Source organism: Luteibacter sp. NPDC104163 (assembly GCF_055584245.1).
The window spans coordinates 14,425-39,660 of record NZ_JBVJMK010000004.1 but is presented as its reverse complement, the minus strand read 5'-3'; the positions used below and the strand labels follow the sequence as shown (position 1 = coordinate 39,660).

Annotated in this window: 22 protein-coding genes; 6 read left to right on the top strand and 16 right to left on the bottom strand. The window is 62.5% G+C overall.

What is annotated here, in order from left to right; all coding sequences use genetic code 11:
- Nucleotides 1–5: 5 nt before the first annotated feature.
- From ACZ6YI_RS06615 to ACZ6YI_RS06600, 4 genes are all read right to left on the bottom strand, one after another.
- Nucleotides 6–938 (bottom strand): glycosyltransferase, encoded by a 933-nt coding sequence (locus tag ACZ6YI_RS06615; RefSeq protein ID WP_465777953.1) that lies wholly within the window; start codon nucleotides 936–938, stop codon nucleotides 6–8.
- Between the two features lie 102 nt (nucleotides 939–1,040).
- Nucleotides 1,041–1,889 (bottom strand): FkbM family methyltransferase, encoded by an 849-nt coding sequence (locus ACZ6YI_RS06610; protein ID WP_465777952.1) that lies wholly within the window; start codon nucleotides 1,887–1,889, stop codon nucleotides 1,041–1,043.
- Between the two features lie 128 nt (nucleotides 1,890–2,017).
- Entirely contained in the window at nucleotides 2,018–2,926 is a 909-nt protein-coding gene (locus ACZ6YI_RS06605) for a hypothetical protein (RefSeq protein ID WP_465777951.1), read from the bottom strand.
- Complete coding sequence (locus ACZ6YI_RS06600) at nucleotides 2,913–3,536, bottom strand: class I SAM-dependent methyltransferase (RefSeq protein WP_465777950.1); 624 nt, start codon at nucleotides 3,534–3,536, stop codon at nucleotides 2,913–2,915. Before ACZ6YI_RS06600 ends, ACZ6YI_RS06605 begins: the two co-directional genes overlap by 14 nt.
- Before the next feature lie 186 nt (nucleotides 3,537–3,722).
- On the opposite strand from ACZ6YI_RS06600, the gene ACZ6YI_RS06595 reads away from it, so the two are divergent.
- Nucleotides 3,723–4,757, top strand: coding sequence for a glycosyltransferase family 2 protein (locus ACZ6YI_RS06595; protein ID WP_465777949.1), 1,035 nt, complete (start codon nucleotides 3,723–3,725; stop codon nucleotides 4,755–4,757).
- On the opposite strand, the gene ACZ6YI_RS06590 is transcribed toward ACZ6YI_RS06595, so the two are convergent.
- The 6 genes from ACZ6YI_RS06590 to ACZ6YI_RS06565 all read right to left on the bottom strand — a co-directional run bounded on the left by ACZ6YI_RS06590 (nucleotide 4,741) and on the right by ACZ6YI_RS06565 (nucleotide 14,010).
- On the bottom strand, nucleotides 4,741–6,960 hold the full coding sequence (locus ACZ6YI_RS06590) for a hypothetical protein (protein WP_465777948.1): 2,220 nt from the start codon (nucleotides 6,958–6,960) through the stop codon (nucleotides 4,741–4,743). The genes ACZ6YI_RS06595 and ACZ6YI_RS06590 overlap by 17 nt on opposite strands.
- 88 nt (nucleotides 6,961–7,048) lie before the next feature.
- The gene (locus ACZ6YI_RS06585; protein ID WP_465777947.1) at nucleotides 7,049–9,238 is read right to left on the bottom strand and encodes a glycosyltransferase; all 2,190 of its coding nucleotides are present in this window, start codon (nucleotides 9,236–9,238) and stop codon (nucleotides 7,049–7,051) included.
- Entirely contained in the window at nucleotides 9,238–11,181 is a 1,944-nt protein-coding gene (locus tag ACZ6YI_RS06580) for a methyltransferase domain-containing protein (protein ID WP_465777946.1), read from the bottom strand. The genes ACZ6YI_RS06585 and ACZ6YI_RS06580 overlap by 1 nt, the downstream gene beginning before the upstream one ends.
- Before the next feature lie 86 nt (nucleotides 11,182–11,267).
- Complete coding sequence (locus ACZ6YI_RS06575) at nucleotides 11,268–12,005, bottom strand: ABC transporter ATP-binding protein (protein WP_465777945.1); 738 nt, start codon at nucleotides 12,003–12,005, stop codon at nucleotides 11,268–11,270.
- Nucleotides 12,006–12,007: 2 nt separating this feature from the next.
- Nucleotides 12,008–12,826 (bottom strand): ABC transporter permease, encoded by an 819-nt coding sequence (locus tag ACZ6YI_RS06570; protein ID WP_465777944.1) that lies wholly within the window; start codon nucleotides 12,824–12,826, stop codon nucleotides 12,008–12,010.
- A gap of 17 nt (nucleotides 12,827–12,843) precedes the next feature.
- Entirely contained in the window at nucleotides 12,844–14,010 is a 1,167-nt protein-coding gene (locus tag ACZ6YI_RS06565) for a trans-sulfuration enzyme family protein (protein WP_465777943.1), read from the bottom strand.
- Between the two features lie 208 nt (nucleotides 14,011–14,218).
- Here ACZ6YI_RS06565 and rfbB point away from each other — a divergent pair, with 208 nt between their 5' ends.
- Genes rfbB through ACZ6YI_RS06540 form a run of 5 tightly spaced genes read left to right on the top strand, consistent with a single transcriptional unit; the run spans nucleotide 14,219 to nucleotide 19,017 of the window.
- Complete coding sequence (rfbB, locus tag ACZ6YI_RS06560) at nucleotides 14,219–15,265, top strand: dTDP-glucose 4,6-dehydratase (protein WP_465777942.1); 1,047 nt, start codon at nucleotides 14,219–14,221, stop codon at nucleotides 15,263–15,265.
- Nucleotides 15,262–16,149: a glucose-1-phosphate thymidylyltransferase RfbA gene (gene rfbA, locus ACZ6YI_RS06555; RefSeq protein WP_465777941.1), complete on the top strand. Its 888-nt coding sequence runs from the start codon at nucleotides 15,262–15,264 to the stop codon at nucleotides 16,147–16,149. Before rfbB ends, rfbA begins: the two co-directional genes overlap by 4 nt.
- The gene (rfbC, locus tag ACZ6YI_RS06550) at nucleotides 16,146–16,694 is read left to right on the top strand and encodes a dTDP-4-dehydrorhamnose 3,5-epimerase (protein WP_465777940.1); all 549 of its coding nucleotides are present in this window, start codon (nucleotides 16,146–16,148) and stop codon (nucleotides 16,692–16,694) included. The genes rfbA and rfbC overlap by 4 nt, the downstream gene beginning before the upstream one ends.
- Nucleotides 16,691–17,587 (top strand): dTDP-4-dehydrorhamnose reductase, encoded by an 897-nt coding sequence (gene rfbD, locus ACZ6YI_RS06545; RefSeq protein WP_465777939.1) that lies wholly within the window; start codon nucleotides 16,691–16,693, stop codon nucleotides 17,585–17,587. Before rfbC ends, rfbD begins: the two co-directional genes overlap by 4 nt.
- 17 nt (nucleotides 17,588–17,604) lie before the next feature.
- Nucleotides 17,605–19,017 carry a mannose-1-phosphate guanylyltransferase/mannose-6-phosphate isomerase gene (locus ACZ6YI_RS06540; RefSeq protein WP_465777938.1) on the top strand — a complete coding sequence of 471 codons (1,413 nt, stop codon included), beginning with the start codon at nucleotides 17,605–17,607 and terminating at the stop codon, nucleotides 19,015–19,017.
- 19 nt (nucleotides 19,018–19,036) lie between these two features.
- On the opposite strand, the gene ACZ6YI_RS06535 is transcribed toward ACZ6YI_RS06540, so the two are convergent.
- The 6 genes from ACZ6YI_RS06535 to glmS are packed head-to-tail and all read right to left on the bottom strand — an operon-like array spanning nucleotide 19,037 to nucleotide 25,222.
- Nucleotides 19,037–19,747 (bottom strand): class I SAM-dependent methyltransferase, encoded by a 711-nt coding sequence (locus ACZ6YI_RS06535; RefSeq protein WP_465777937.1) that lies wholly within the window; start codon nucleotides 19,745–19,747, stop codon nucleotides 19,037–19,039.
- Between the two features lie 15 nt (nucleotides 19,748–19,762).
- Complete coding sequence (locus tag ACZ6YI_RS06530; RefSeq protein ID WP_465777936.1) at nucleotides 19,763–20,149, bottom strand: GtrA family protein; 387 nt, start codon at nucleotides 20,147–20,149, stop codon at nucleotides 19,763–19,765.
- Nucleotides 20,146–21,507 carry a phosphohexomutase domain-containing protein gene (locus ACZ6YI_RS06525; RefSeq protein ID WP_465777935.1) on the bottom strand — a complete coding sequence of 454 codons (1,362 nt, stop codon included), beginning with the start codon at nucleotides 21,505–21,507 and terminating at the stop codon, nucleotides 20,146–20,148. The genes ACZ6YI_RS06530 and ACZ6YI_RS06525 overlap by 4 nt, the downstream gene beginning before the upstream one ends.
- A 9-nt stretch (nucleotides 21,508–21,516) precedes the next feature.
- Nucleotides 21,517–22,494 carry a GDP-mannose 4,6-dehydratase gene (locus tag ACZ6YI_RS06520; protein ID WP_465777934.1) on the bottom strand — a complete coding sequence of 326 codons (978 nt, stop codon included), beginning with the start codon at nucleotides 22,492–22,494 and terminating at the stop codon, nucleotides 21,517–21,519.
- Nucleotides 22,491–23,396, bottom strand: coding sequence for a GDP-mannose 4,6-dehydratase (locus ACZ6YI_RS06515; RefSeq protein ID WP_465777933.1), 906 nt, complete (start codon nucleotides 23,394–23,396; stop codon nucleotides 22,491–22,493). Before ACZ6YI_RS06515 ends, ACZ6YI_RS06520 begins: the two co-directional genes overlap by 4 nt.
- Nucleotides 23,393–25,222 carry a glutamine--fructose-6-phosphate transaminase (isomerizing) gene (gene glmS, locus ACZ6YI_RS06510; protein WP_465777932.1) on the bottom strand — a complete coding sequence of 610 codons (1,830 nt, stop codon included), beginning with the start codon at nucleotides 25,220–25,222 and terminating at the stop codon, nucleotides 23,393–23,395. The genes ACZ6YI_RS06515 and glmS overlap by 4 nt, the downstream gene beginning before the upstream one ends.
- Nucleotides 25,223–25,236: the final 14 nt, after the last annotated feature.

Sequence of the window (25,236 nt, the reverse complement as noted above, 5' to 3'; positions counted from 1 at the left end):
CGACGTCAGGCGTCGGTGGTCGATGGGATGGTGAGGTAACGCAGGTGCTTCATTTCCTGCCGTCCCTTTGTCACCGTATCGAGGATGAGTCCGCAGATGAGGGAGCTGAATCCAAGGCCTACGAGGCCCATGGCAAGAATGGCCGTGGGGAATCGCGGGACCAGGCCGGTCTGCGCGTAGGTAATGATCAACGGCAAGCTCAGCGCGATGGCAATAAGCCAAAGCAGCAGGGTGATTACGCCAAAGAACTGGGCAGGGCGCTCGGTCTTGTAGAGACGGATGATCGTCGTGAGGATGCGGAACCCATCCTTATACGTCGATAGCTTGCTCTCCGAGCCTTCCGGGCGTGATGCATAGGGCGTCATTACTTCGCCGTAAGGCATCTTCAGTTCAAGCGCATGCACGGTCAGCTCGGTCTCCGTTTCGAACCCCTCAGATGACGCCGGGAACGACTTTGCATACCGGCGCGAAAAAGCACGGTAGCCGGAAAGCATGTCGGTAAAGCGGCCGCCAAACATCTTGGAGACGCAGCCCGTGAGCATAAGATTGCCAAAGCGGTGCCCGCTTCGATAGGCCTCGCGCTCATCGGAAACGCGGCAGCCAACCACCATGTCGAGGCGATCGTTGATCAGCTTGCTGATAAGCAAAGGCGCGGAGTCCGCATGGTAGGTCGCATCGCCGTCGACCATGATGTAAACGTCCGCATCGATATCCGCGAACATACGCCGCACGACGTTGCCCTTGCCGCGCAGGTCCACACGGAACACTTCGGCGCCATGCTCGCGCGCGACCGCTGCCGTGTTGTCCTTGGACGCATTGTCGAACACGCAAATCCGGGCCTCCGGAAGTGCCTTCCGAAAATCACGGATAACAGCTGGGATCGCGACCTCCTCGTTATAGCAGGGGATCACGACCGCCACCTTCAAAGTACGCTGCATTTTAGAGTTGCCCGTCTGATGTACGCCCCCCCCGGGACGCAGGGGGCAGAGTATACGGCATTCACCGGCCCCAAGAGCGGCTTTTCAAATAACTTAACTCGTTCATTTATCTACAAAATCCAGAGCGAACCGATTATGGGCATGCTCAATGAAAAAGCTGGTGTAGACGCAGCGTGAAAACATATCGTAGCCATGCTCCGTCAGGAACCGGTAAATGGCGGATTCGGCCGGCGCGCGATAATCAAAACGCAGGTCCTCGATGGCGATGACCGTGGGCCGGAATCGATTCCAGTCATTCGAGGCCAGCACATCGACATCCATGTCTTCCACATCTATGTTCATGAACTGGGGCGCGGCATCCGGGAAGTGCGTCTCCATGAGCTCGCGCAGCGTAAGCATGTCGATGGAAATGGCCTTGGGAACCTCCAGGCCGTCGGCTTTGGCGACCATCTGCGCGAACTGCGCCGAACCGGTATTGCTGGTGGCCCAGTCGTGGAACTTGAAAAATTCGAGCACCCCACGCTCCCGTCCGACAGCATTATTGAGGCTGATATCACGGGGACGGAACCGCGCGAACTCACCGATCATGAACGGATTCGGATCGACGTTGACGCCGCTCCAGCCACGCTCGTACAGCAACATCGTGTTCGAGTAGAGCGCCGGGTGATAGCAGCCGATATCGAGGTAGCGGCCCTGCGGCACCGTGTCGAAAAGAAAGCCCGCGATGGCATCCTCGCCCCAGTGCGAGAACGTGGGCCGCGAGTACTCAGGCGAACGGGATTCGAGGACCTTGATGTAACCCTCCAGCCGTCCGACCCAGTCATCGGGCGAGGTGCCGCGGCTTACATCGCGTATGCGCGGATCGCTGAGGCCCCGCTCCTCAATACCCCTGAAGGCCTCAAAGACGCGATCTCGCTGCTCAAACGCACGGCGTACGGCCGGAATCGTCATGACTGCTTGCTTCACCGCTTGCCTGAGCATCGCACCACCCGTCGTCTAGGAAATGGTTGTCACCCGATCTTAGCCACATTCCATGTCGGCTGTCGCCGCGGTACGCCGGGTGCCACGAAGCGAGAGGATCAGGCCGCGCCCTGCCACGAGCGCTGGCATATCGCCGCGGGCAGAAACGCCAGCAAATCGCCTAGAAATGTTGCCGCACGAAATGAAGCGACCCATAGGAGCACGGTATCGTCAGGCACGTAGCCATGCATGAGCCACACGAACACGGCTTCGCGCACACCGAGACCCGCGGGTGCACCCACTACGAAATACCCCGCCAGCCAGCTAAGCGCCGCAGCAGAGGCAAACGGCACGGGCGTTACGCCCGGTGGGGGCATGGCGCCGGCCACGATCCAGAGCGCCGTGCCCATCAGCGTGAAGAACACGAGATAGAACGGGGCTGCTGCGGCAAGCTGGGAAGGAACGAAGACAGGCAGCGCACGACGCGCCCATGGCAGTCGAGCCCTTGCGAAAATGATCACCCCGAGTGCCACGGCGGCAAGCGCGATAACCGCCAGCGCCATCCGCGCTGGCGTTAGCCAGCCGGTAATGAACGCGGCCAGTGGCGTGGCGAACACGAGCGCCGAAAAGGCCAGCAGCGCGGCCTCGCTGAGCGTGCAATACAACAGCGCCGCGTGCCCGAGACCCTTGCGCCGAAGCATGGCGTGACGTCCGACATACTGGGCGACGTTGCCTGGCAGGTACTTTCCCATTTGCGTGAAGAGATACGTGCCCACGCTCGGTCCCAGCGATACGAGCGGAGGCGCGTAAGCACGCTGCAGGAACCACCATGCCATGGCGAGTGAAGCCACGCCGACCGCATAGACCGCGGCAGCCAATGGGATACGCCAGGCGAGGCTATCGGCATGCGGCGTGTGCAGGATGCGATCCATCACGCCGCTCGCACTGAAGCGGTACATCACCCACGCCAGGGCGAGCAGGCTGAGTAGGGACCCTATCGCGCGTATGTAGCGCTTAGCGCCTGGCACGGCAAAGCGCCATCGTCCACGGGAGAGGTGTACGTACGGCGATCACATCGAATCGCGTCGCCAGTAGTTCGGTAAAATGTCGCGTCGACCAATGCTGGATGTGACCCGGCGTGTTGCCCAGGTCGCCAAGATATCGCATGCGTGCAAGGTTCAGCGCGCGCCATATAGGTTCCCGCGGCACGCTGACGAGGACGTATTCCTCGGTAAGAGCATCCAGCGTAGCCAGCGCGGCGACGGGGTCGTCCAGATGCTCCAGCACTTCGCAACACACGACCAGCCCGCGTGGTGCGAAGCGGTTCGTGGCGTCGGCGATATCGCAGACCGAATAATCGATATTGAGTTTCGCATCAGCAGCGCGGCGGCGTGCTTCATCCACCGCTTCCTCCGCGATATCGCAGCCTTCGACGGCAAATCCTTCGCGCGCCATGCGCATGGAAAGCTCGCCTTCGCCGCAGCCAATCTCCAGTACGGTGCGTTCCCTGACCTTCGCCTGGCCCCGCAACTCATCGAACGCAGCGAGAAACCCTTGCATCAGCCAACGCGCGATGGGGTTACGCGTGTGGTACTTGTCGTAGTAATTCCCTGCCGGCTGAGCCGTGCCACTTGGCATGATCAAACCCCAATTTAAATTATTTTTCACGTAAAGCAGACAATTTGCAGACAATCGGCTCTGTGCAAAGGTTGCAAGACTATGTCAGGGTAGCGCAAGGGGGAAAGGCAGCGACCTGCTGCTGCATCCCACGGGCATTTTGACACGTGCGAGCCGTTTGCTCGCCGAGATACGGGGCCAACGCGCATGAAACTGGTCATCCAGATACCTTGCCTCAACGAGGGGCAAACGCTTGCGATTGCCCTCGCCGCACTCCCGAGGCACGTGGAAGGCTTTGATTCCGTCGAGTGGCTGGTCATCGATGATGGCTCCGTGGACAACACGGCGGAGGTCGCACGATCTCACGGCGTCGATCACGTGGTGAGCCATCCCTGTAACCGAGGCCTGGCGACGGCATTCACGACAGGACTGGAAGCGGCGTTGTGCCTGGGCGCCGACGTCATCGTCAACACCGACGCCGATAACCAATACGACGCATCCGATATCCCTCTGCTGGTCCAGCCGATCCTCGATCGCGAAGCGGATATGGTCATCGGCTCCCGGCCGATCGACGATACCGAACACTTCTCTTGGGTGAAGAAGAAACTCCAGCACCTCGGCAGCTGGGCGGTACGCGTCGCTAGCAAGACCACCGTGACCGATGCTCCCAGTGGGTTCAGGGCCATCACTCGAGAAGCGGCGATGCGCTTGAATGTTTTCGGCATCTATACATACACGCTGGAAACGATCATCCAGGCGGGGCTGAGCGAGCTCCGCGTCAAGTCGGTGCCGATCCATACGAATGAGGATCTTCGCCCCTCGCGTCTGGTGCGAAGCATATCGAGTTACGTGAAACGCTCCATCGGCACGATCCTGAGGGTTCTGGTGATTTATCGACCCCTCGTCCTTTTCAGCTGGATCGGCATGACGTTCGTGACGTTCGGCCTGCTGGTCGGCGCGCGCTTCCTGTATCTATTCCTCGCCGGACAGGGCGAGGGTCATGTGCAGTCCGTCGTCCTCGCCGCGTTGTCGCTGATCGTAGGCGCGCTCATCCTCGTCATGGGCCTGCTCGCCGACCTGATCGCCGTCAATCGCAAACTCACCGAGCAGCTGCTGTTCCGCATGAAGCGGCTGGAATACCAGACGACAACCTCGCCGCCGCACATCCAGCAGGATCTCGGCGAGGTGCCTGCGACACGCAGCTGGATGGAACGGGCCCCGACCGCTAGCGGGGCACCGTAAGCACGTCGTCGCGCATGGCGCGGCGGGGCCGGAAGGTGGGGAACGGATGCTGGGTCGCGCGCAGCAGCGATGGCACGGCTGCCAGTGCTATCACCATGATGGCCATCTGGTAACGCGGATCCTGTGCCACGTTGAACAACAGGATCGACGATGACTGCGCCAAGGCAGCAAGGACAAGGCACGTAGCGAGCTCCCACCTCCGTTGGCGGAGGGCGGCGACCGTGCTGGCGAACAGGATCAGGTAGAGGAAGATGGCCGGCCGTCGCCAGCCATCATGGCTGAGCCAGTTAGCGACGACCCGGCGAATGACACCGCCCACGCGCCCTAGGCCGGGCTGTTCGTGCAGGCCGAGGTCGTTATTGGCAATCCATCGCAGCGCATCCCCTGATCTCCAGACACCCCAGCCGGATATGTCGATAGGCTCACGCGCCGTCTTGCCCATGCGCCACACCAGTGAACTGACGCACGCCAAGTGGCGTAGTTCCACGCGTGGATGGGCAAGTGCCATGCGCTGCGCAAGGTCCAACAGCGGACGCGCGGATTGCTCGGCGGCAATCAGGTTGAAGCGTGGATCGAACAGCGCCGTGCCGGCGTAAGCACAGTTGTATGGAAGTATCGTTCCGCCCGACCAGATGCGCTGCACCAGTTCCCGGTCCTGTTCCGTAGGCAACGGCTCGCCCGCGGCCTGGTGTGCGGCAATGTGATGCACGGCGATCGTGAACGACACATGCGTTCGCGTCGTACCGAGCGCATCGAGAACGGGGCCATTGATAACGTACACGCTGGCCATGCTGGCCAGGAGCAGGACGACGGCATGCCAACGCTCGGATGGCGTGATGACCACGATCAGGCCAACGATGGCAAGGATGAAAGGCAGCCCGTTATAACGGAACGCCAGGCAGACGACGACGGCGACGAATGTGCATAGCCACCATGCCACGCGGCGTAGCAGTGGAAGGCGCAGGCAGGTGACGCCAATCACGAAGGCCATCAGGAAGACAACGGCCGCCGAATAAAGCACGTCTTTCCACAGGGTAACGACGTTGATGCAAACCAGCGGATACGCGGCGCACAGCAGCGCGCCAGCAGCCGCCGCTGCACGCGGGGCGCCCGCGGCGGCGCGCACGAATGTGATGAGCGCACCGGTGGCGGCCGCCATCACGAACGCCTGAAAGATCGCGACGGTGGCTGGCGTGCCGCCGAGCCCGCCGAGCACGCCCATGAGCATTCCGTAGAGCGGCGGATGCCAGTCCTGCCAAAGGCCGGTCTGCGCCTGTATCCACTGGTCCAGCGAATCATTGGTCATGACGCCGGGATAGAACGCCGCGAGATAGACGAGGTACGCCACGAGCTGTGGCGCAGCGAAGAGCACGAAATCGCGGCGGCGAATGTGCCTGCGCTCGGGGATCGTGGGCAGTTGGTAGGGCGATGTGACCACGCCCCGCCCCAGGTCGAAAAGCGCAACGACCGCGAGCCCGAGGAGCCATGCATCGACGACGAAGGCGAACCACTGTATCGCCGTCCGATGAGGCAAGGCCAGGCGATCGGTAATGACCGAGCCGCCAACGAGGTTCAGGTCGACGGTCCCCTCTTTGCCCGGCGGACGGTAGAGCTCGAGGTCGCGATGGTGGCCATTGACCGTGACCCGGGCCTGCCCTGACCAGTCGTGGGCAACGAAATGAACGCGGATCGAGCGTGCCCGGCCCGAGTAGGTCAGGCTGGCGGGCTGGCCAGGCGGCGCGGAGACGGCAAGATTACCTTTGAACTGCCACGGTCCCTGCACACCGAGGGCAGACGACGGGAGATCTTCGCCGTCGGCTTCCACGCGGACCCAGACTTCCGCCGACTTCGCGGCGGGATCGTGCGTGCCCAGGGCCTCAACGACGACGGCAGAGGGCTCCTCTGGCCGGACATGCAACGGCAGTGCGAAGCCAAGCGGCAAGCCGAGCATCGCCGCGAGGGCGAGACGCCGCAGGCCCGCGCGGCCGCGCCAGCACGCGCGCCAGGTATCGGGCACCACGGCGAACAACAGGATAATGAGCGCCACAGCAAGGGCAATGAGCAACGCAGCGACGAGGTAGGAGCCCGAGGTTGTGGGCGCCTCACGATGAAACTCGCGGAAATAGAAAGAGAGCCCGAAAAGGCATGCGACGATGCCCCCCGAGCCACGGGGAGTCCTCCGGAACTTATCCCAGTCAAGCATTATCCCCACCCCCATCACGGCGGCCCGGAAATCCACCGGGCCCCCTGATCCTAACCGAGGAAGGAAACGCCGTCAGCCCGGCAACCGGCTATCCGCGTCGGCTCTTGAGGATTCGCCAGACACCACGCATCGCGCTCTTTCCCCACCGCAGCAGCCAGGGTGCACGACGCTCGAGCTGGCGAGCCACGGTGAGCGCGGCGAATACCACCTCGCTATTCTCGTATTCGGTCAGGCGTGCACGCAGCTCAGCCGAGGATCCGCCGAGCGCGGCCAGCGATTCACCCTCATGTGCAAAGCCCTGCAGCGCATACAAGGGCAGCTGCATACCACCGACGGTCATCGATTTGGTGCGCAGTACGTCGTGGTACGCGAGGCGGTGATTCAGGCGCCCCTCGGACGAATGGATCATCGAGCTCGCACGGCGCCGGTAGAAAAACGCCACATGGTTGGTGACGATCATCCGGTGGCCCGACATGAGCGCCCGGAGATACAAATCCCAGTCCTCGTACGAGGTCATTTCCTCGCGATACGCGAGGTTGTCGAACACCGAACGACGAATCAGCGAAGTCGCCGTGGATAGGCGGTTCTCATGCAGGCCACTCGCCCGCGCCTCGCCGATCAGCACATGGCAATGGCCGAGGACGTCCCGCGTGAACACCGCGCCATCGTCATTATCGGCGAAGTAGGCAACCTGGGGCACGACCACGTCGTACTCGGGATTCAGTTCGAGGCCACGCACCGCGATTTCGATGAAGTCCGAGGCGATGAGATCGTCGGCATCGAGCGGGAGGATATAGACGCCCTGCGCATTCCGAATACCCAGATTACGCGCCGCGCTAAGGCCAACGTTCTGGGCGGCACGCACGACCCGCAGACGCGGCTCGGCCATTCCCTCGAGGCGATCGATCAGGGTCCGGCTAATAGACTCGGTGGATGCATCGTCGACAACGACCACCTCGAGGTTGGGATAGGTCGAGGCCAGCGCGCTATCGAGCGTACGGGTCAAGTAGGTGCCCATGTTGTAGTGCGGCACGATGATGCTGACCTTGGGGAATCGGCCTTCGATCTTCCGCACAAACGGTGCCGGCAAAGTCCAGGGACCCGGATCGGCGGGAGGAACCACGAGGCCCCGCTCGACCCTGTCACCGAAGAAGACGCGCGACAGGCACACGGCCAGGCCGTCGACCGTGCCGTCGAACTTCTCGCAGTTACCGCCCGACATCCAAGGCGATTCCGCGTCGAACGCAGGGTTCGTTTCGTTGAGCAGACACAACGCGCCAGCCATGGAGGCCTCGTAGGCTGCCAGGCAGAACGACTCATAGATGCTTGGGAAGACACACACGCTTTGCGCGATGGTCGCCGCACGCTCCGTATCCTTAACCCCGCGAAGGAAGTGGAACCGCGACTTGAATTCCCACGGCACCAGCGCCTCCATGCGCGCCTGGTAAGCAGGCTCGAAGGAATGCGCTAGCAGGAGGATATCCCCACGGTATTCAGGGTGTGCCGCAAGGAAGCCGCAGCAACCACGAATGAAGACATCGGGGCGCTTGAAGCGTTGGAGCTTCGACGAAAAGACGATGGGCGTATCAAGCGTGGGGACGATCGCGCCGCGAGCGGTCGACGGCGCATCCAGGACAATGGGCGATGCGTGGATGACGAGCTTCGGATGCCACTGCGCATCATCGATCGCGAAAAACGTCTTGACCGATCGGGCCACGCTGGCCAACTGCCCGACGATACGGTCGCAATCGAGCAGCGACTTACGTTCCAGGTCGTACAGCGCAAGCGCCTGGAGATCGGTAGGGCGGTTTTCAACCGACGCAAGCAGGCTGTCCGTGCTGTGCAGGCGCACGGCGAGGCAAGTGTTCGTGAAAGCGAGCCCGAGGCGCTTCTCCTGGCACGACGCGAACGCCGCCCCACCCCAGTCGGTGAACTCAACGTAATCCAATGCACCCGCTTCCGTTTCCAGGCGCAACAGAGCCTGCATGGCGCGGACCGATTCGGCATGAAGTGGGGAATCGGTATACGTCCGCTGGTCCGGATAGCGGTAGTGGCGCTTGTCGACCAGCTGATAGGTACCCGGCGAAGCGTCGACAAATCGCACAGTCGGATAGACCGACTGGAAGCGCTTACGGTTCAGCCCGTCATTGAGGTAAACGATCGCAGTGCTGGCCAGCTCTTCAGCCGTGGATGTGCTGAGAATGTTCGCCGCGACGCGGCCGATACCACCTGCCGTGAAAGGAAACAGTTCCTTCAGGACGAAAACGCGAAGACCCATTAGCCAAGCTCCAGAAGGTCAAGGTAGCGCTGCAGCGAGATCTCACGGATCCGCGTCGCGTAGTCGTCGATCAAGCCGCGCATCTCGCTCCGTTCGACACCCAGAACACGTGAAATGCCGGTCGAGATGTCGGCCACGCTGAGCGGGTTGGCGACCTCGGTGAGGCGTACGTACGGGTGATCTTCGAGCGCATCAAGGAACAGCGGCCCTCGCAGGCACGGCGTGCCGACGGCGAGCGCCTCCTGGTCGACCATGGGGTGGCAATCCACCAGCGTCACGTTGCTCACGAGATCGACCTGGCGCATCGTCTCAAGCATATCCCGCCCCGAACGGGGCGGCAGCACGCGCAGCTTGGAGCTAAGGCGACGATCGATATCCAGATCGGTGGCTAGGGTCCAGAACTGGTCGACGTCCGGGTTGAACTGGGCAGCCAACAGGTTTGTTACCACGTTCTTGTGCAGCAAATTCCACGAAGGACCAAACACCACGGTCGACGAGCGCCGGCCTGCCTTGATATCGCTTGGCGCGGGTGGAAGGTTGGGTGGGATGTTAAGCAGCTGCGGCACGAACGCCCGGGGCCCGATGACGGACTCCATGCCGCGCCGCATTCCCTGCATCCGCCGCAGCTTGCCTTCGTGGACAAGACGCAGCGCGCTTTGCGCCAGCTTCCGCTCGCCTTCGAACACCCACATGGCGGGCGCCCCGTGCCAGACCATATACAGGTGATCCATGCCAACGGCATTCATCGACTGGATGAATGCCTTCATGGACGGTGAGAAGCCGTGCAGCACAAGGCGATTAACGCCCGCGCGCGAAAGCAGGGCGATGATCTGATCGATGCTGGCCATCGAAAGGGGGCGGTCAGCGCTGATGCCCAGCTTGAAGCCGGGTAGTGCGCCGGCGGATGAGCGTATCCCGAACCACTCGAGGTGAAAGACGTGGCAAACCCTACCGAACGACGCATGCTCGTGCGCGAACTGGGTGTCGCGCTGGGCGTTCCACTCGTACTCGTTGTTGGGCTGGGCGACAGGAGCGAAGAGGTGGCGGGTGTCGTGCGCTTCGGCATCGAGGAGCGATGGATCCGTGGAGCCTTCGTAGTCCAGTACTACCGCTTCGAGCTTCTTGCGCAGCGCATGCATGTCGGCCATGGCATCGCATCGCTCCGTGGCAGCGGACAGTGCGTCCTGCGTTGCGTCAAGCTTGCCGGTCACGGTCGAGAGCGATGCCCTCAGTTCGTTGATGTCTTCCTTGGCGTCATGCGCCTCGGCATGCAGCGCGGCGGCGCTGTCAATTTCTGCCTCAAGGTTGCGAACGGCATCTTCAAGACGCTTCAGTCCGAGCAGGCGGATGTCATCGAGCGTGACGCGACGGCGCTCATCGCCCGTGACCACGTGGATTTCGGCCGCCGCGAGAGGCTGGCGAAATACGTAGAAGTCCTGGTTGTACGCAATGCCACGAAAGATCGTGATGTCACGACTGGCCGCGTGGGGAGTGACGTGGTCATGCACCCAGCAGCCACCATGCCAGTTATTTTCTTTCATGTTGAAGCTGGAGAGCATGTTCTCCAGCAGGCACAGCTCGCCACCGTCCGCGACCATCGCGAAGATCTGGCTCACCAACCCGGCCACGGCGGCTGGCGCGTTATGGATCAGAACGGAGACCGTGAATACGATGTCGAACGTTTCGCCGGGGAAGGCCTCAGCTACCGTGGGGGCCACGCGAAGGCGCGTTGGATCAAATCCCGGCGGCGGGTTATCCCAAAACGGCTGCACCATCGATGCGGAGAAATCGTACCCGTGGTACGCCACGTCGCTCGATTGCGCAAACAGACGGGCGAAGCGGCCGAAGCCACAGCCGAACTCGAGCACGCGTACAGGGCGGCCAAGGCGCTGTGCTTCCACCGCAAAGTGGTTTGTCAGCCAACGTTCCTGCTGGACGTACATCGGGTTTTCGGCCTGGCTGCGCTGCTCCTGCTGGCTCTGGTACTTCGTACCGTCGCGGCTCAACCAGTAGTCATTATTCGCGTTGCTCATGCCTGCACCACCAGGTCATCGCCGGAACGTTCAATTTTTGCGATTCGGCCATGTTCCATAGAGACGGTCACATTACAGAGGTCGCTGATGATGTTGGGATTGTGCGAGGCAAGAACCAGGATGCTCGCCCGATCGACCAGCGCCTTGAGGCGGTCTTCAGCACGGCGGACGAATTCAGCATCACCCACGCTGAGCCACTCATCCATCAGGAGGATGTCGGCGTGAACGCTGGTGACGATCGAAAATGCCAGGCGCAGCACCATGCCGCTCGAGTACGTGCGAACGGGCATGGCGATGTAGTCGCCGAGCCCGGAGAACTCTACGATCTCCGGAGTAAGCCGGCGGATTTCGGCGCGCGACATGCCAAGCATGAGGCCACGCAGCAGGATGTTCTCCGCGCCGGTCGCTTCGAAGTCCATGCCAAGCGTCACGTCGATAAGGCTGGTGACACGGCCTTCCAGGCTTAGCCTGCCGGCAGTCGGCTCGTAGACGCCACCAAGCAGGCGGAGCAAGGTCGTCTTGCCCGCGCCGTTATGGCCCAGCAAGCCGATACGATCACCTGCGCCGATCGAGAGCGTGACGTCCTTCAAGGCCTCCACGACTGTGATCTGGCGGCTGCCGGCGGCAATGCGCCCACCCGTGGCGGCCGACATGACCATCTGCTTCAGCGAGCGGTTGCCCGTGCCATATACAGGAAGGGAGAGGCTGCAGTTTTCAAGAATGATCGATGCCATGGTCACACCCAGAACGCGATGCGCTGGCGGTAGCGCACAAACAGGGGAATCGCCACGGCGTACAGCGCCACGGTGAGGACGCCGATACCGATATAGACGTTCGCGCCGGGCACGTAGCCGAGGATCGGACCTCGCAAGAGATCGACCAGCATGAACAAGGGGTTGTACTTGGCAAAGGCAACGCGGGTGCCCAGCGCCTCAGGCTTCCAGAAGATCGGCGTCAGGAAGAACGCGAGCTGCACGACGCTACCGATGATCGGCTGCATGTCGCGGAAGCGTGCGCAGAAAAGACCGAGGATGATCGCCACCGGGATCGCCGCCACAATAACCATGATGAGACCGGGGATCACCATCAACCACGTCAGCGACGGCATGATCCCGAGGAAGATCATGAACGGCAGGTAGGCAGCGCAGTTATGCAGGAAGATGATGACGTTACGCATGATCATCCGAAACGCATGCAGCGTCAGCGGCAGGCGAACCGAGCGGATCAAGGAATCTGCCCCGCTGAACGTTGCGCATCCCTCCAGGATCAGCATTGAAATCAAGCCCCAGCTGATGATACCCAGGGCGAGGTACGGAATGAACTCGTGCACATCCAGGCGGAACAGCGCGGCATACAGCGGCCCCATGCCCGCAATGGTGACGACCATGGTCAACGTAATCCACAGCGGGCCAAGCACGGAGCGGCGATAACGCTGGCGAATATCCTGCCAGGCTAGAGTCGACCAGACGGGCCACGCATGCAGGCCATCAGTAATGTCTTTGCGCGCCTGCGAGAACCGCGACAACGAACGCGGTGAATCGATTGTGTTCTGCATGTGGGAGGTCATGAAGTTCAGGCAAGCGCGGCCGCGAGCTCGTCACGCAGATCCGCGACGTCCTCGACACCCACCGACAAACGCACCAGGCTATCGCTGATACCAAGCCGCTTGCGGTTGGCCGGCGGAATAGAGGCGTGCGTCATGATCGCCGGGTGCTCGATGAGGCTTTCGACACCGCCGAGCGATTCCGCCAGGGCGAACAGATGGCAACGCTCGAGCATGCGGCGCGCCTTGCGCAAGCCACCGGAAACTTCCACTGAGATAATCCCGCCGAAGCCATCCATCTGGCGCTTCGCAAGCGCGTGCTGCGGGTGGCTGTGCAGGCCGGGGTAGATCACCCGGTCAATCCCCGGATGACGCTCAAGCCAGCGCGCGATTTCCATGGCGTTCTCGCAATGCGCCGCCATGCGCAGATGCAGGGTTTTCAGACCCCGCATGGCCAGGAAGGCATCGAAGGGGCCGCCCACGGCGCCGACCGAGTTCTGCAGGAACCCCATCCGCTCGGCCATCTCGGGATTGGCGGCGACGACGATGCCGCCGACCATGTCGGAATGACCGTTGAGGTACTTGGTGGCCGAATGCAGGACCAGGTCGGCGCCGTATTCGATGGGCCGCTGCAGCATGGGCGAGCAGAACGTGTTGTCGACGACCATGATGAGGCCGTGCTTTCGGGCGAACGTGGCAATCTTTGCCAGGTCGACCAGCTTTAGCATCGGATTGGTCGGCGTCTCGACCCAGATCATGCGCGTACGCGGGGTCAGCGCGGCCTTCAGCGCGGCCGCATCGTTGAGGTCGACGAAGCTGAAATCGAGACCGGCGGAGCGGCGGCGAACGCGCTCGAACAGACGGAACGTGCCGCCATAGAGGTCATCCATGGCGATGACGTGGTCGCCCGAATCGAGCAGGTCGAGCACGGTGGCGGCACCCGCCAGGCCCGAACCAAACGCGAAGCCGGCCACGCCACCCTCAAGATCGGCCACGCAACGCTCGTACGCCATGCGGGTCGGATTCTGGGTACGCGAATATTCGTAACCCTTGTGGACGCCGGGGCTCTCCTGGACGTAGGTAGACGTCGCATATATCGGCGTCATGATGGCGCCGGTGGACGGGTCGGGGTGTTGTCCCGCATGGATGGCCCGTGTGCCGAGCCCCACCTCAACACCTTTATTCTTCTTAATCATGTAGTTACCTGATTCCGTCAGGGCTGCGAAACAGGCGTTCCGCAGGAAAAGTGGTCCATTTTAGCCGGGATGTGCTTGAGGCGGCGACCCTGCCTGAAGAATTGTTCACGTACCCATGCAACTTGCTTGGCCCCCGGGGCGATCTACGGGCATCATTGTCCGCCACGCCTCTTCATGCGGCTATCCATCCCCTATCCATGGCTTCCGAATGGCAACTCTCCTGGTCACCGGCGGCGCCGGCTTTATCGGTGGTAATTACGTCCTGAGGGCGATCTCCGCCGGGCACCGCGTCGTCAACCTCGACAAACTGACCTACGCGGGCAACCGTTCCACGCTCGCGGCGGCGGAGGCCTCTGGCCGCCACGAACTTATCGTCGGTGATATTGGCGATCGCGAACTGGTCGCCTCCCTGCTGGCCGCCCACCGACCCGAAGCGGTGCTCAACTTCGCGGCGGAGAGCCATGTCGATCGCTCGATCGACGGGCCAGCCGAGTTCATCCAGACCAATGTCGTTGGCACCCTTGGCCTGCTCGAGAGCGTCCGCGACCACTGGCGCGGGCTCACGACGGACGCGGCCGCACGCTTCCGCCTGCTGCACGTGTCTACCGACGAGGTCTACGGGTCGCTGGGGCCTACCGGTTTCTTCACCGAAACGACGCCGTACGCCCCGAACTCACCCTACTCCGCGTCCAAGGCCGCATCCGATCACCTCGTACGAGCCTTCCACCATACCTATGGCGTGCCCACGCTTACGACAAACTGCTCGAACAACTACGGACCATTCCAGTTTCCCGAGAAGCTGATCCCGCTGGTTATCCAGAAGGCCCTGGCCGGCGAGCCGCTGCCCGTCTACGGCGATGGCCTCAATATCCGCGACTGGCTCTTCGTCGATGACCACTGCGATGCCATCGAGACCGTGCTCGCGCGGGGCCAGGTAGGCGAAACCTACAACGTGGGCGGTGATGCCGAGCGCACCAATATCGACGTGGTGCGCACGATCTGCGCCCTACTAGATGAGCGCCGTCCGCGGGCAGCGGGTCGCTATGAGGAACTGATCACCTACGTGCGCGACCGCCCTGGGCACGACCGCCGTTACGCGATCGACGCGAGCCGGTTGCGAAGCGAGCTCGGCTGGGTGCCACGGCACGATTTCAACGCTGGCATGGCGCGCACGGTCGACTGGTATCTCGCCAACCAGCCCTGGGTCGATGACATAGTCCGGGGCACTTACCGCATGGAGCGCCTGGGCGCATGACTCAACGCAAGGGCATCATCCTGGCCGGCGGCTCCGGCACGCGGCTTTACCCGATCACGCAGGGCGTGAGCAAACAATTGCTCCCCGTCTACGACAAGCCGATGATCTATTACCCGCTGGGCACGCTGATGCTGGCTGGTATCCGAGATATCCTCGTGATCAACACGCCGCACGAGCAGGCCATGTTCCAACGGCTGCTCGGCGATGGCTCGCAGTGGGGCATCAACATCCACTATGCGACGCAGCCTTCGCCCGACGGCCTTGCCCAGGCTTTCCTCATCGGCCGGGACTTTCTTGGCGGACAGCCCAGTTGCCTGGTCCTGGGCGATAACATCTTCTATGGCGAAGGCCTCACGGAGCGAATGCGCCGCGCCGATGCGCGACCCGAGGGTGCCAGCGTCTTCGGCTACTGGGTGCGCGATCCCGAGCGCTATGGCGTGGCTGAAATCGATGCGCAGGGCAAGGTACTTGGCATCGAGGAAAAGCCCCTGAAGCCGCGTTCCAACTATGCGATCACCGGCCTTTATTTTTATGACGGGCACGCGCCCGACTATGCGGCGGCGCTGCGCCCGTCCCCCCGTGGCGAACTGGAGATCACGGATCTCAACCGCCATTACCTGCAGGCGGGGCAGCTGCACCTCGAGCAACTCGGCCGCGGCTACGCGTGGCTCGATACCGGCACGCATGAGTCGCTCATGGAAGCCTGCAACTACATCCAGACGATCGAAAATCGCCAGGGCCTCAAGGTGTGTTGCCCCGAGGAGATCGCGTTCCTCAACGGATGGATCACCGCGGAGAAGCTCGCGGAACTGGCCGCGCCACTCGCCAAGGTCGGTTACGGCCAGTACCTTCTCCGCCTCGCCGAACTGGGCCGCCATCCATGAAGTTCCTTGAAACCGCCCTTCCCGGTGTTACCGTGATCGAACCCGATGTCTTCGGGGACTCTCGCGGCTATTTCTTTGAAGGCTACAACGAGCAGAAATTCCAGGCCGCGGGCATCGACGTGAACTTTGTCCAGAGCAACGTCTCGCGCTCGCGCCGGGGCGTGCTGCGTGGCTTGCATTACCAGTGGCGCAAGCCGCAGGGCAAGCTTGTCAGCGTACTGGAGGGTGAGGTTTACGATGTCGCGGTGGATATTCGCCCCGAATCGCCCACGTTCGGGCAGTACGTCGGCATGATGCTCACCGCAGATAATCACCGCATGCTGTGGATCCCGGAGGGCTATGCCCATGGATTCTGCGTGGTCTCCGACTACGCCACGTTCGCCTACCAGTGCACGTCGCTCTACGACCGCGAATCCGATGCGGCCATCCGCTGGAACGATGCACTTTTCGCGATCGACTGGCCACTGAGCAACCCCGAACTATCGGCCAAGGATGCCGCTGCGCCTCTCCACGCCGACGTTCCGCGGGACCGGCTCCCGGCATGAGCATCCTGTTGCTCGGCGGTCGTGGCCAGGTCGGCCATGCGCTGCGCACGACCCTGCCGGCGCTTGGCCCACTCGTCGTGGCGACCCGGGAGGGCGGGGCCGGAGACCTGGCCTGCGATCTCGCCGACCCGGCCGCCGTCGCGCGCCTCCTCGATGCGGTATCGCCTACGCTTATCGTGAACGCCGCCGCGTACACGGCAGTCGACAAGGCCGAAATCCAGCCCGCGGCGGCCGCCGCATTGAACGCAGCCCTACCCGGCCAGCTCGGTGCATGGGCTGCCCAGTCCGGCGCGCGCGTCGTGCACTACTCCACCGATTACGTGTTCGGTGGCGATGCCACGCGGCCCTACCGCGAGGACGACGCCACGGCTCCCGCCGGTGTCTACGGGCTAACAAAGCGCGATGGTGAGCGTGCGCTCGCCGCATCCGGTGCCTGGCACCTCACCCTACGTACCGCCTGGGTGTATGGTGCGCATGGGCATAACTTCATGCGCACGATGTTGCGCCTCGCCCAGGAGCGCGACACGTTTGCGGTCGTCGACGACCAATGGGGCACGCCCACCAGCGCACCGTGGATAGCTGCGGCAACCGTCGAAGTGCTCCGGCGCGCCCAGAATGCCGCGAGCGGTGGCACCTACCACCTCACCGCCGCGGGCGAGACCACCTGGAGGGTCTTCGCCGAGGCCATTTTCTCCGGCGCTGCGGCGCGCGGTCTCCTGGTGCGGACACCGAAGGTACGCGCCATCGGCACCGCCGATTTCCCAACACCCGCGAAACGGCCGGCCTGGTCGGTCCTTGACGGATCACTGGTCGAGTCCACCTACGGCCTGCACAGACCTGCATGGACGACGCTGCTGGGCGAAGTCCTCGATACAATGCCCCTTCCAACCTGAAGCCCGGGACATCCAACGTGCTGATTCCCCTCATCCTTAGCGGCGGTAGCGGCACGCGCCTCTGGCCCATCTCGCGCCGGAACCTGCCCAAGCAGTTCCTTTCGCTGGCAGGTACGCAGACGCTCTTCCAGCAGACCGCGCTACGCGCGAATGCCCTCCCGAACGCAGCACCCCCGCTGGTGGTCGCGGCCGACGATCATCGCTTTCTCGCCGCCGAGCAATTACAGGAAATTGGCCTGGATGGCGCGGACATCCTGCTTGAGCCGGTGGCTCGAAATACCGCGCCTGCCATCGCCGTGGGCGCGCTGAGGGCACTGCAACGCCACGCCGACGCCCTGCTGCTTGTCTTGCCAGCGGATCACCTCATTGGCGATGCCAGCGTGTTTGCCGAGGCGGTCGCCAGCGCACTGCCGGCGGCACACGCAGGCTCCCTGGTGACTTTCGGTATTCGCCCGGATCGCCCGGAGACCGGCTTCGGCTATATCCGCCGCGGCGATGTGCTGGATGCTGCCGCGTTCCGCGTTGCACGCTTCGTGGAAAAGCCGCAGCTCGACCTGGCTCGCGAGTATCTGGATAGCGGCGAATACGACTGGAACTCGGGCATGTTCCTGTTCCGCGCCGACCGCTACCTCGAAGAGCTGGGCAAGCATGCGCCGGCCATGCTCGACGCCGCCCGCGCCGCGTTCGACAAAGCCCGCGTCGACCTCGATTTCATCCGGCTCGACGCAGACGCCTTTGCCAGCGCACCGAACGATTCCATCGATTACGCGGTAATGGAGAAAACCGACCGCGCCGCCGTGGTCCCGGTCAACTGCGGCTGGTCGGACATCGGTTCCTGGGATGCGCTGTGGATGGCCGCCGACAAGGACGCCAACGAAAACCACTTCGAAGGCGACGTGCTGGCCATCGATACCCACCGATCCCTGGTGCGCTCGCACGGCCGGCACATGGTGGCGACCGTAGGCCTCGACGATGTGGTGGTGGTAACGACGCCCGACGCCACCCTGGTGGCACGCCGCGATGCATCGCAGGATGTCAAAAAGATCGTGGATGCGCTGAAGGCGGCCGGGCGGAGCGAACACGACCTCCACCGCGTGGTTCGCCGCCCATGGGGCATGTATGACTCCCTTGAATCAGGCGATCGCTTCCAGGTGAAGCGCATCGTGGTCAAGCCGGGCGCGGCGCTCAGCCTGCAGATGCACCACCACCGAGCCGAGCACTGGATCGTCGTGAAGGGAGTCGCCGAGGTCACTTGCGACGATAAGGTGTTCCTTCTCGCCGAGAACCAGAGCACGTACCTTCCGCTGGGCAGCAAGCACCGCCTGCGCAACCCGGGCAAGGTGCCGGTCGAACTGATCGAGGTGCAGTCGGGCAGCTACCTGGGTGAAGACGACATTGTTCGCTACGACGACGCCTACGGCCGCGCGTAACACCCCGGCCCAGGCGTCACTAGGCTGCCCGGGCGGTGGCGAACACGTTTTTCCCAAACAGCGGGTGCGTCAGCATATCGATGGCTCGGCTGAGAGGAAGCAGGTAGCGATCGAACAGCCGTAGCGAGCGCTCGCTCGGCTCACCCGAGGCACTGCCGATGACCTTGAAACCCAGGGCCAGCATAAACCCTATGGAATCTCGGTAGGACATGCTCTCCACGGCGAAACCCGCCGCCTCAAGATGGCTCCTGAGCATGGGTTTCGTGTAACGGCGATGGTGCCCCACCTTGTCGTCCATGCTGGTCCAGATCATCCGGAATGCCGGCACGAAGATGGCGATCCGCCCCCCGTCCTTCAGCAGGCCGCGCAACGTGCGCAGCGCCTCCACATCATCTTCGATGTGTTCAAGGACATTTGATGTGTAGATGAGATCGTAGGTTCCCCTGACCTCATCGAGCTTGGCATAGGGGGCATAACCCCTCTGGACGAGAACATCGCGCTGTTTCGCATCCACCTCGAGCACTGATGGCCGAACCGAGGTTTTCGCGGCATAGATTTCGCTGAGCGAGCCAATACCAGCGCCGAAATCCAGGACATCCCGACGCGGGGCAACGCCGCGGTCAGAACGGATGAACTGATCAACGATCCAGCCGTTGTAGTTGCGTAAGGCATCTTCGTTGGTAACCAGGAGATCGGAACCCGTGTACTCGAAATCGTGCGGTACAGCCATTCGACCTCCCATTGACTACCTGTGACGGAAGACCCAAAACTTTGCGCTGATGAAGTTGACCGACATCGCCACGCCCGCACCTGCGGCAACCGCAAGCAGCGGCGACCAGGCCGTCCGGGGTATAACCAGGATGACCGCGCTATATACGGCGTAGTTAATAGCACCACCCACGGCCATGGCCGCTAGGTAATGCAGGAACTCTCCCACATACGAACGGCGGGAAGTTGAAGAAAATGTGAAAGTACGATTAACCAGCCAAGTGGCAAATACGGCACAAAGGAACGATATGAGCCGGCCAATGAAAGGACCAAGGCCCAGCCAGAGGCCGAGGTACAGGACACCGGCATCGACGAGGAAGCCCAGCACGCCCGCCATGATGAATTGCGCTACCTGACGCCTCATGCCGGACGAGCTCCGGTGATGAGACGGCTGACCTCAGCGGTCTGGCGAGCCATGAGACCCGTGTCGCCGCGAGCCTCCACATTCAGGCGCAACAACGGCTCGGTGTTGGATGAGCGCAGGTTGAAGCGCCAGACGCCAAAATCCGCGCTGACACCATCGACATACTCCAGCACCGGCGATTCAGGAGCGTAGAACGCGAGTACGCGCGCAACCACGGCCTTCACATCGTCCACCACGAAGTTGATCTCGCCACTGCACGGGTAGGCCGCCATGCGCTCAGCCAACATATCCGCCAGCGACACTCCCGTGGCTGAAAGCCGCGCGGCGACCAGTAACCACGGGATCATCCCGGAATCGCAGTAGGCGAACTCGCGGAAATAATGATGCGCGCTCATCTCACCGCCGTAGATGGCATCCTCGGCGCGCATGCGCTCCTTGATGAAGGCATGCCCCGTCTTGCTCTCGATCGCTATGCCGCCTGAGGCCTTTACCATGTCGATGGTGTTCCAGGTTAGCCGTGGATCATGGATGATCTTCGCGCCCGGGTGCTTTTCGAGGATCTGCGCGGCAAGCAAGCCCACGATGTAGTAGCCCTCGATGAACTCGCCACCGGAATCGAACAAGAAGCAGCGGTCGAAGTCGCCATCCCACGCGATACCGAAGTCAGCACCATGCGACCTCACTGCATCAGCTGTTGCAGCCCGGTTATCCGGCAAGAGCGGGTTCGGAATGCCGTTCGGAAAGCTGCCGTCAGGCTCGTGGTTAATACGGATAAACTGCAGCGGCAAGTGCGCTTCAAGCAGGTCGATAACCGCTCCCGCGCCGCCGTTGCCAGCGTTCACGACGACCTTCAATGGTCGGAATGCTGCCGGATCGACGTAGCTGAGAAGGTGCTGGATGTAAGCCGACTTGTCGTGATCGCGCATCAAGCCACCACGAGCCGCGCGCGGCTCACCAAAAGCACCTTCCTCGACCATCCGCTCGATATCGCGCAACCCCGTATCGCCACTGATCGGCCGCGCGCCCTCGCGCACCAGCTTCATACCGTTGTAGTCGATCGGGTTATGGCTGGCTGTCACCATGATGCCGCCGGCGACGCCGCGGTGGAACGTCTGGAAATAAACTTCTTCCGTACCGCACAGACCGATATCGATGGCATCGCGGCCTTCGTCATTCAGGCCACGAATGACTGCCTCTGCGAACGCCGGGCTGTCACGGCGGATATCGTAGCCGACCACCACAGCACCCTCACCGACCGTCCGCGCGAACGCGCGCCCTAGTCGGTAGGCGATGTCTTCATTCAACTCATCGGGTACGCGGCCGCGGATGTCGTAAGCCTTGAAGCACTTCATCGGCATGACTTCCCGTTAGCTCGACAAGCGACGCAGGTCGGCATCCACCATCATGGAAATGAGCTGTTCCATCGAGGTTTTCGGGGTCCAGCCCAGCATCGCCTTTGCCTTGTCCGGATTACCCAGAAGGATATCGACCTCGGCGGGGCGAATGAACCTCGGGTCAATCACGAGGTAGTCCTCGTAGTTGAGCCCCACGTGATCGAACGCCAGTTTGCACATGTCGCGGACACTGACCGTTATGCCCGTGGCAACGACGTAGTCATCGGCCTGGGCTTGCTGGGTCATGCGCCACATCGCCTCGACGTAATCCCCGGCGAAGCCCCAGTCTCGCTTGCTATCGATGTTGCCAAGGCGCAATTCCTTCTGCCGGCCCAGCTTGATCGATGCTACAGCGTGGGTGACCTTGCGCGTCACGAATTCGATGCCGCGTAGCGGCGATTCGTGGTTGAACAGGATGCCGCTTGAGGCGTGCATGCCGTAGCTCTCACGGTAGTTCACAGTGGCCCAGTGGGCCATCATCTTCGCGACGCCATAGGGACTACGTGGATGAAAAGGCGTATTCTCGTCCTGACGCTCCGCCTTGATCAAGCCAAACATTTCGCTCGTCGATGCCTGGTAGAAATGCGCGTCGCGATTAACGATGCGCGTGGCCTCCAGCATGCGCATGGCGCCGGTGCCATCGATATCGGCGGTCAACAGGGGCTGCTGCCACGAGGTACCCACGAAACTTTGCGCACCGAGGTTGTATACCTCACCGGCGCGGGACTGCTCCATCGCGCGAATCAACGACGAGAGGTCGGCCAGGTCGCCATCGATCACATGGACATCGTCGAGGATACCCAGCTCCCGCAGGCGCCACGACGTATCGGTGCTACGACGCGGAGCAAGGCCGTATACGTGGTAGCCCTTGCCGAGCAACAGCTGCGCCAGATAGGCACCGTCCTGCCCCGTAATGCCGGTGATCAGGGCCGATTGTTGGCCGTTGCTCATGCTCTGCCTCTCGCGTCGTTCAGTACTGCAGTCAAAGTGTCGCGGATGGGAATCAGTGGTTCCCACCCCGTGTGTTCTTTCAGCAAGGTGGCATTGGCCACCATGCGGCGCTGCTCCGCCGGGCGCATCCGTGCTGGATCCTGCTCGAGGATTACCTTCACACCGGCCAGTTCGCACATCATCTCTATTAGCGTGCGCACGCGGTATTCGCGCCCACTGCCGATAACGTAGCGCTGCCCGGGACGCCCGGCGCGCAACAGGGCATTGTAAGCGGCAACGACGTCCCGGACATCGGTGAAGTCACGGGTCGTATCGATATCGCCGGTACGCATGACCCGCTCCGCCCCCCGTTCTATAGCCACGATCTGCGACGCGAACGAGGGTACGGCGAACTGGCCGCCCTGCCCCGGCCCGATGTGGTTGAACGGGCGAGCGATCACCGCATCCAGTCCGAAGGTCCGATGCCACATGAGCACCAGTTCCTCCGCGGCTACCTTCGAAACGGCGTATGGATTACGCGGCTCCGCGAGGCGATGCTCATCCACGGGCAGTTCCGCATCGGGCACGAGACCGTATACGTCACCGGAACTGACGTATACAAAGCGCCCCGCAAAACCCGCGGCAGACAAGGCCTGCAAGAGGTGGAGCGTCCCACCCACATTGATATCAAACGTCTCGCCGGGCGCCTCGAAGGATCGTGGCACAAACCCTTGAGCAGCCAGATGGAGGACGCCATCCGGCCGCACCCCGTCTACCCACGTGCGCACCGCATCGCCATCCCGCAAATCCAGGTCTGCCGGCGCCGCCTCCAGTTGCCAGTCGCTGAAGCGGCCAGCAGCTGCTTCAGCGCGGATAGTGGAGCCAACAAACCCGCCGGCCCCCGTGAGAAGCAGCCGCCTCATTCCACCGTCACGGACTTCGCCAGATTACGCGGCTGGTCCACGTCGGTGCCGCGCAGGACGGCCACATGGTAGGCCAGCAGCTGCATCGGCACCGTAAACACTGCGGGTGCGATCAGATCGCCGCCACCATCCACCAGCACAGTGGCAAGGCGCTCCGTATCGGTATCCATCTCAACGCGCTCATCCGCAAATACGATGAGTTCGCCACCGCGGGCACGAACTTCCTGCAGGTTCGACTTCAGCTTGTCGAGCAGGGGACCGTTGGGCGCCACCGCCACGATGGGCATGTTTTCGTCTACCAGGGCCAGCGGTCCGTGCTTCAGCTCGCCGGCCGGGTAGGCCTCGGCATGGATGTACGAGATTTCCTTCAGCTTGAGCGAGCCCTCAAGCGCGACTGGATACTGGGCGCCACGGCCGAGGAAAAGCGCGTGCTGTTTGTTGATGAAGTGATCGGCGATCCCGATGATCTCGTCCTCACTCTTCAGCGCATTCTCGATGTACCGCGGCAGCGACTGCAGTTCCTGGCAATGATCCAGGTAGGTCTGGTGGTTCAGGCCACGGCGGCGTCCCAGGTCCAGCGCCAGCAGGGCGAACGCCGCAAGCTGGGTCGTAAACGCCTTGGTTGATGCCACGCCAATCTCCGGGCCCGCGCGCGTCATCAGACGCAGGTCGGATTCGCGGACCACCGACGATTCGGGCACGTTGCAGATGGCGAACGTGGCGAGGTAGCCCCGGCGGCGCGATTCACGCATGGCTGCGAGCGTATCGGCCGTTTCGCCCGACTGGGACACGGCAACGAACAGCGTGTCCTCAGGCACCACCACATCGCGGTAGCGGTATTCGCTAGCCACCTCGACCACGACCGGGATGCGCGCAAGCTCCTCGATCCAGTACTTCGCCACCATGCCGGCGTGGTAACTGGTGCCGCAAGCCACGATGTGCACGGCACGAGTCTTGTCGAGGATCGGATCGGCATCGATGCCGAAGATATTGGGCAGAACGCCGTGCGGACCAATACGGCCCTCCAGCGTATCGGCGACCGCGCGCGGCTGCTCGAAGATTTCCTTCTGCATGTAGTGGCGGTACTCGCCACGCTCGACCGCATCGGCGCTGATCTCGCTCTCGTGCGCGGCGCGATCGACCGGGTTGCCCTGGATGTCGAACACCTGCACATCGTTGCGGGTGATCTCGACGATGTCGTCCTCTTCCAGGTACATCATCCGGTTGGTGACCTTGATGAGCGCCTGGGCATCCGACCCGAGGAAGTGCTCGCCGATGCCGATGCCCACTAGCAGGGGGCAGCCACGACGCGCTCCGACGATCCGGCCCGGCTCGTCGAGGCTCATCACGGCGATGGCGTAAGCGCCCTCCAGCCCGCGAACAGCGGCCGTGACGGCGTCACGCAGCGACTTACCGGCCTGCACATGCTCATCGATAACCGCGCCCATCACTTCCGTGTCGGTCTGTGAGTGGAAGGTCCGCCCCTTGGCCTGCAGGCCTTCGCGCAGGCTGGCGTAGTTCTCGATGATGCCGTTGTGCACGATCGCGATACGACCCTGCACGTGGGGATGTGCATTGACCTCGCTAGGCACGCCGTGCGTCGCCCAGCGCGTGTGTGCGATGCCAGTACCACCCGGGATCGGATCGGCGTCGTACAGCGCCTCCATCTCACGGACCTTACCCTTCGCACGCACGCGACGGATCTCGCCTTCGTCGGCGATGGCCATGCCCGCCGAATCATAGCCGCGATACTCCAGCGCTTTCAGGCCGGCGATGAGAATGGGAGCGATATCACGCTGCGCAACGGCTGCGACGATTCCACACATGGTCGTTCTTCCTT

Bases quoted from the DNA above. Each gene is read 5' to 3' on its own strand.
- ACZ6YI_RS06615 (WP_465777953.1), bottom strand. From the start codon at position 938: ATGCAGCGTACTTTGAAGGTGGCGGTCGTGATCCCCTGCTATAACGAG.
- rfbD (WP_465777939.1), top strand. From the start codon at position 16,691: ATGAGCATCCTGTTGCTCGGCGGTCGTGGCCAGGTCGGCCATGCGCTG.
- ACZ6YI_RS06565 (WP_465777943.1), bottom strand. From the start codon at position 14,010: ATGATTAAGAAGAATAAAGGTGTTGAGGTGGGGCTCGGCACACGGGCC.
- ACZ6YI_RS06520 (WP_465777934.1), bottom strand. From the start codon at position 22,494: ATGAGCAACGGCCAACAATCGGCCCTGATCACCGGCATTACGGGGCAG.
- ACZ6YI_RS06585 (WP_465777947.1), bottom strand. From the start codon at position 9,238: ATGGGTCTTCGCGTTTTCGTCCTGAAGGAACTGTTTCCTTTCACGGCA.
- ACZ6YI_RS06525 (WP_465777935.1), bottom strand. From the start codon at position 21,507: ATGCCGATGAAGTGCTTCAAGGCTTACGACATCCGCGGCCGCGTACCC.
- ACZ6YI_RS06515 (WP_465777933.1), bottom strand. From the start codon at position 23,396: ATGAGGCGGCTGCTTCTCACGGGGGCCGGCGGGTTTGTTGGCTCCACT.
- rfbA (WP_465777941.1), top strand. From the start codon at position 15,262: ATGACTCAACGCAAGGGCATCATCCTGGCCGGCGGCTCCGGCACGCGG.
- ACZ6YI_RS06530 (WP_465777936.1), bottom strand. From the start codon at position 20,149: ATGAGGCGTCAGGTAGCGCAATTCATCATGGCGGGCGTGCTGGGCTTC.
- ACZ6YI_RS06590 (WP_465777948.1), bottom strand. From the start codon at position 6,960: ATGCTTGACTGGGATAAGTTCCGGAGGACTCCCCGTGGCTCGGGGGGC.
- ACZ6YI_RS06535 (WP_465777937.1), bottom strand. From the start codon at position 19,747: ATGGCTGTACCGCACGATTTCGAGTACACGGGTTCCGATCTCCTGGTT.
- ACZ6YI_RS06580 (WP_465777946.1), bottom strand. From the start codon at position 11,181: ATGTACGTCCAGCAGGAACGTTGGCTGACAAACCACTTTGCGGTGGAA.
- ACZ6YI_RS06595 (WP_465777949.1), top strand. From the start codon at position 3,723: ATGAAACTGGTCATCCAGATACCTTGCCTCAACGAGGGGCAAACGCTT.
- ACZ6YI_RS06610 (WP_465777952.1), bottom strand. From the start codon at position 1,889: ATGACGATTCCGGCCGTACGCCGTGCGTTTGAGCAGCGAGATCGCGTC.
- rfbC (WP_465777940.1), top strand. From the start codon at position 16,146: ATGAAGTTCCTTGAAACCGCCCTTCCCGGTGTTACCGTGATCGAACCC.
- ACZ6YI_RS06575 (WP_465777945.1), bottom strand. From the start codon at position 12,005: ATGGCATCGATCATTCTTGAAAACTGCAGCCTCTCCCTTCCTGTATAT.
- glmS (WP_465777932.1), bottom strand. From the start codon at position 25,222: ATGTGTGGAATCGTCGCAGCCGTTGCGCAGCGTGATATCGCTCCCATT.
- ACZ6YI_RS06570 (WP_465777944.1), bottom strand. From the start codon at position 12,826: ATGCAGAACACAATCGATTCACCGCGTTCGTTGTCGCGGTTCTCGCAG.
- rfbB (WP_465777942.1), top strand. From the start codon at position 14,219: ATGGCAACTCTCCTGGTCACCGGCGGCGCCGGCTTTATCGGTGGTAAT.
- ACZ6YI_RS06600 (WP_465777950.1), bottom strand. From the start codon at position 3,536: ATGCCAAGTGGCACGGCTCAGCCGGCAGGGAATTACTACGACAAGTAC.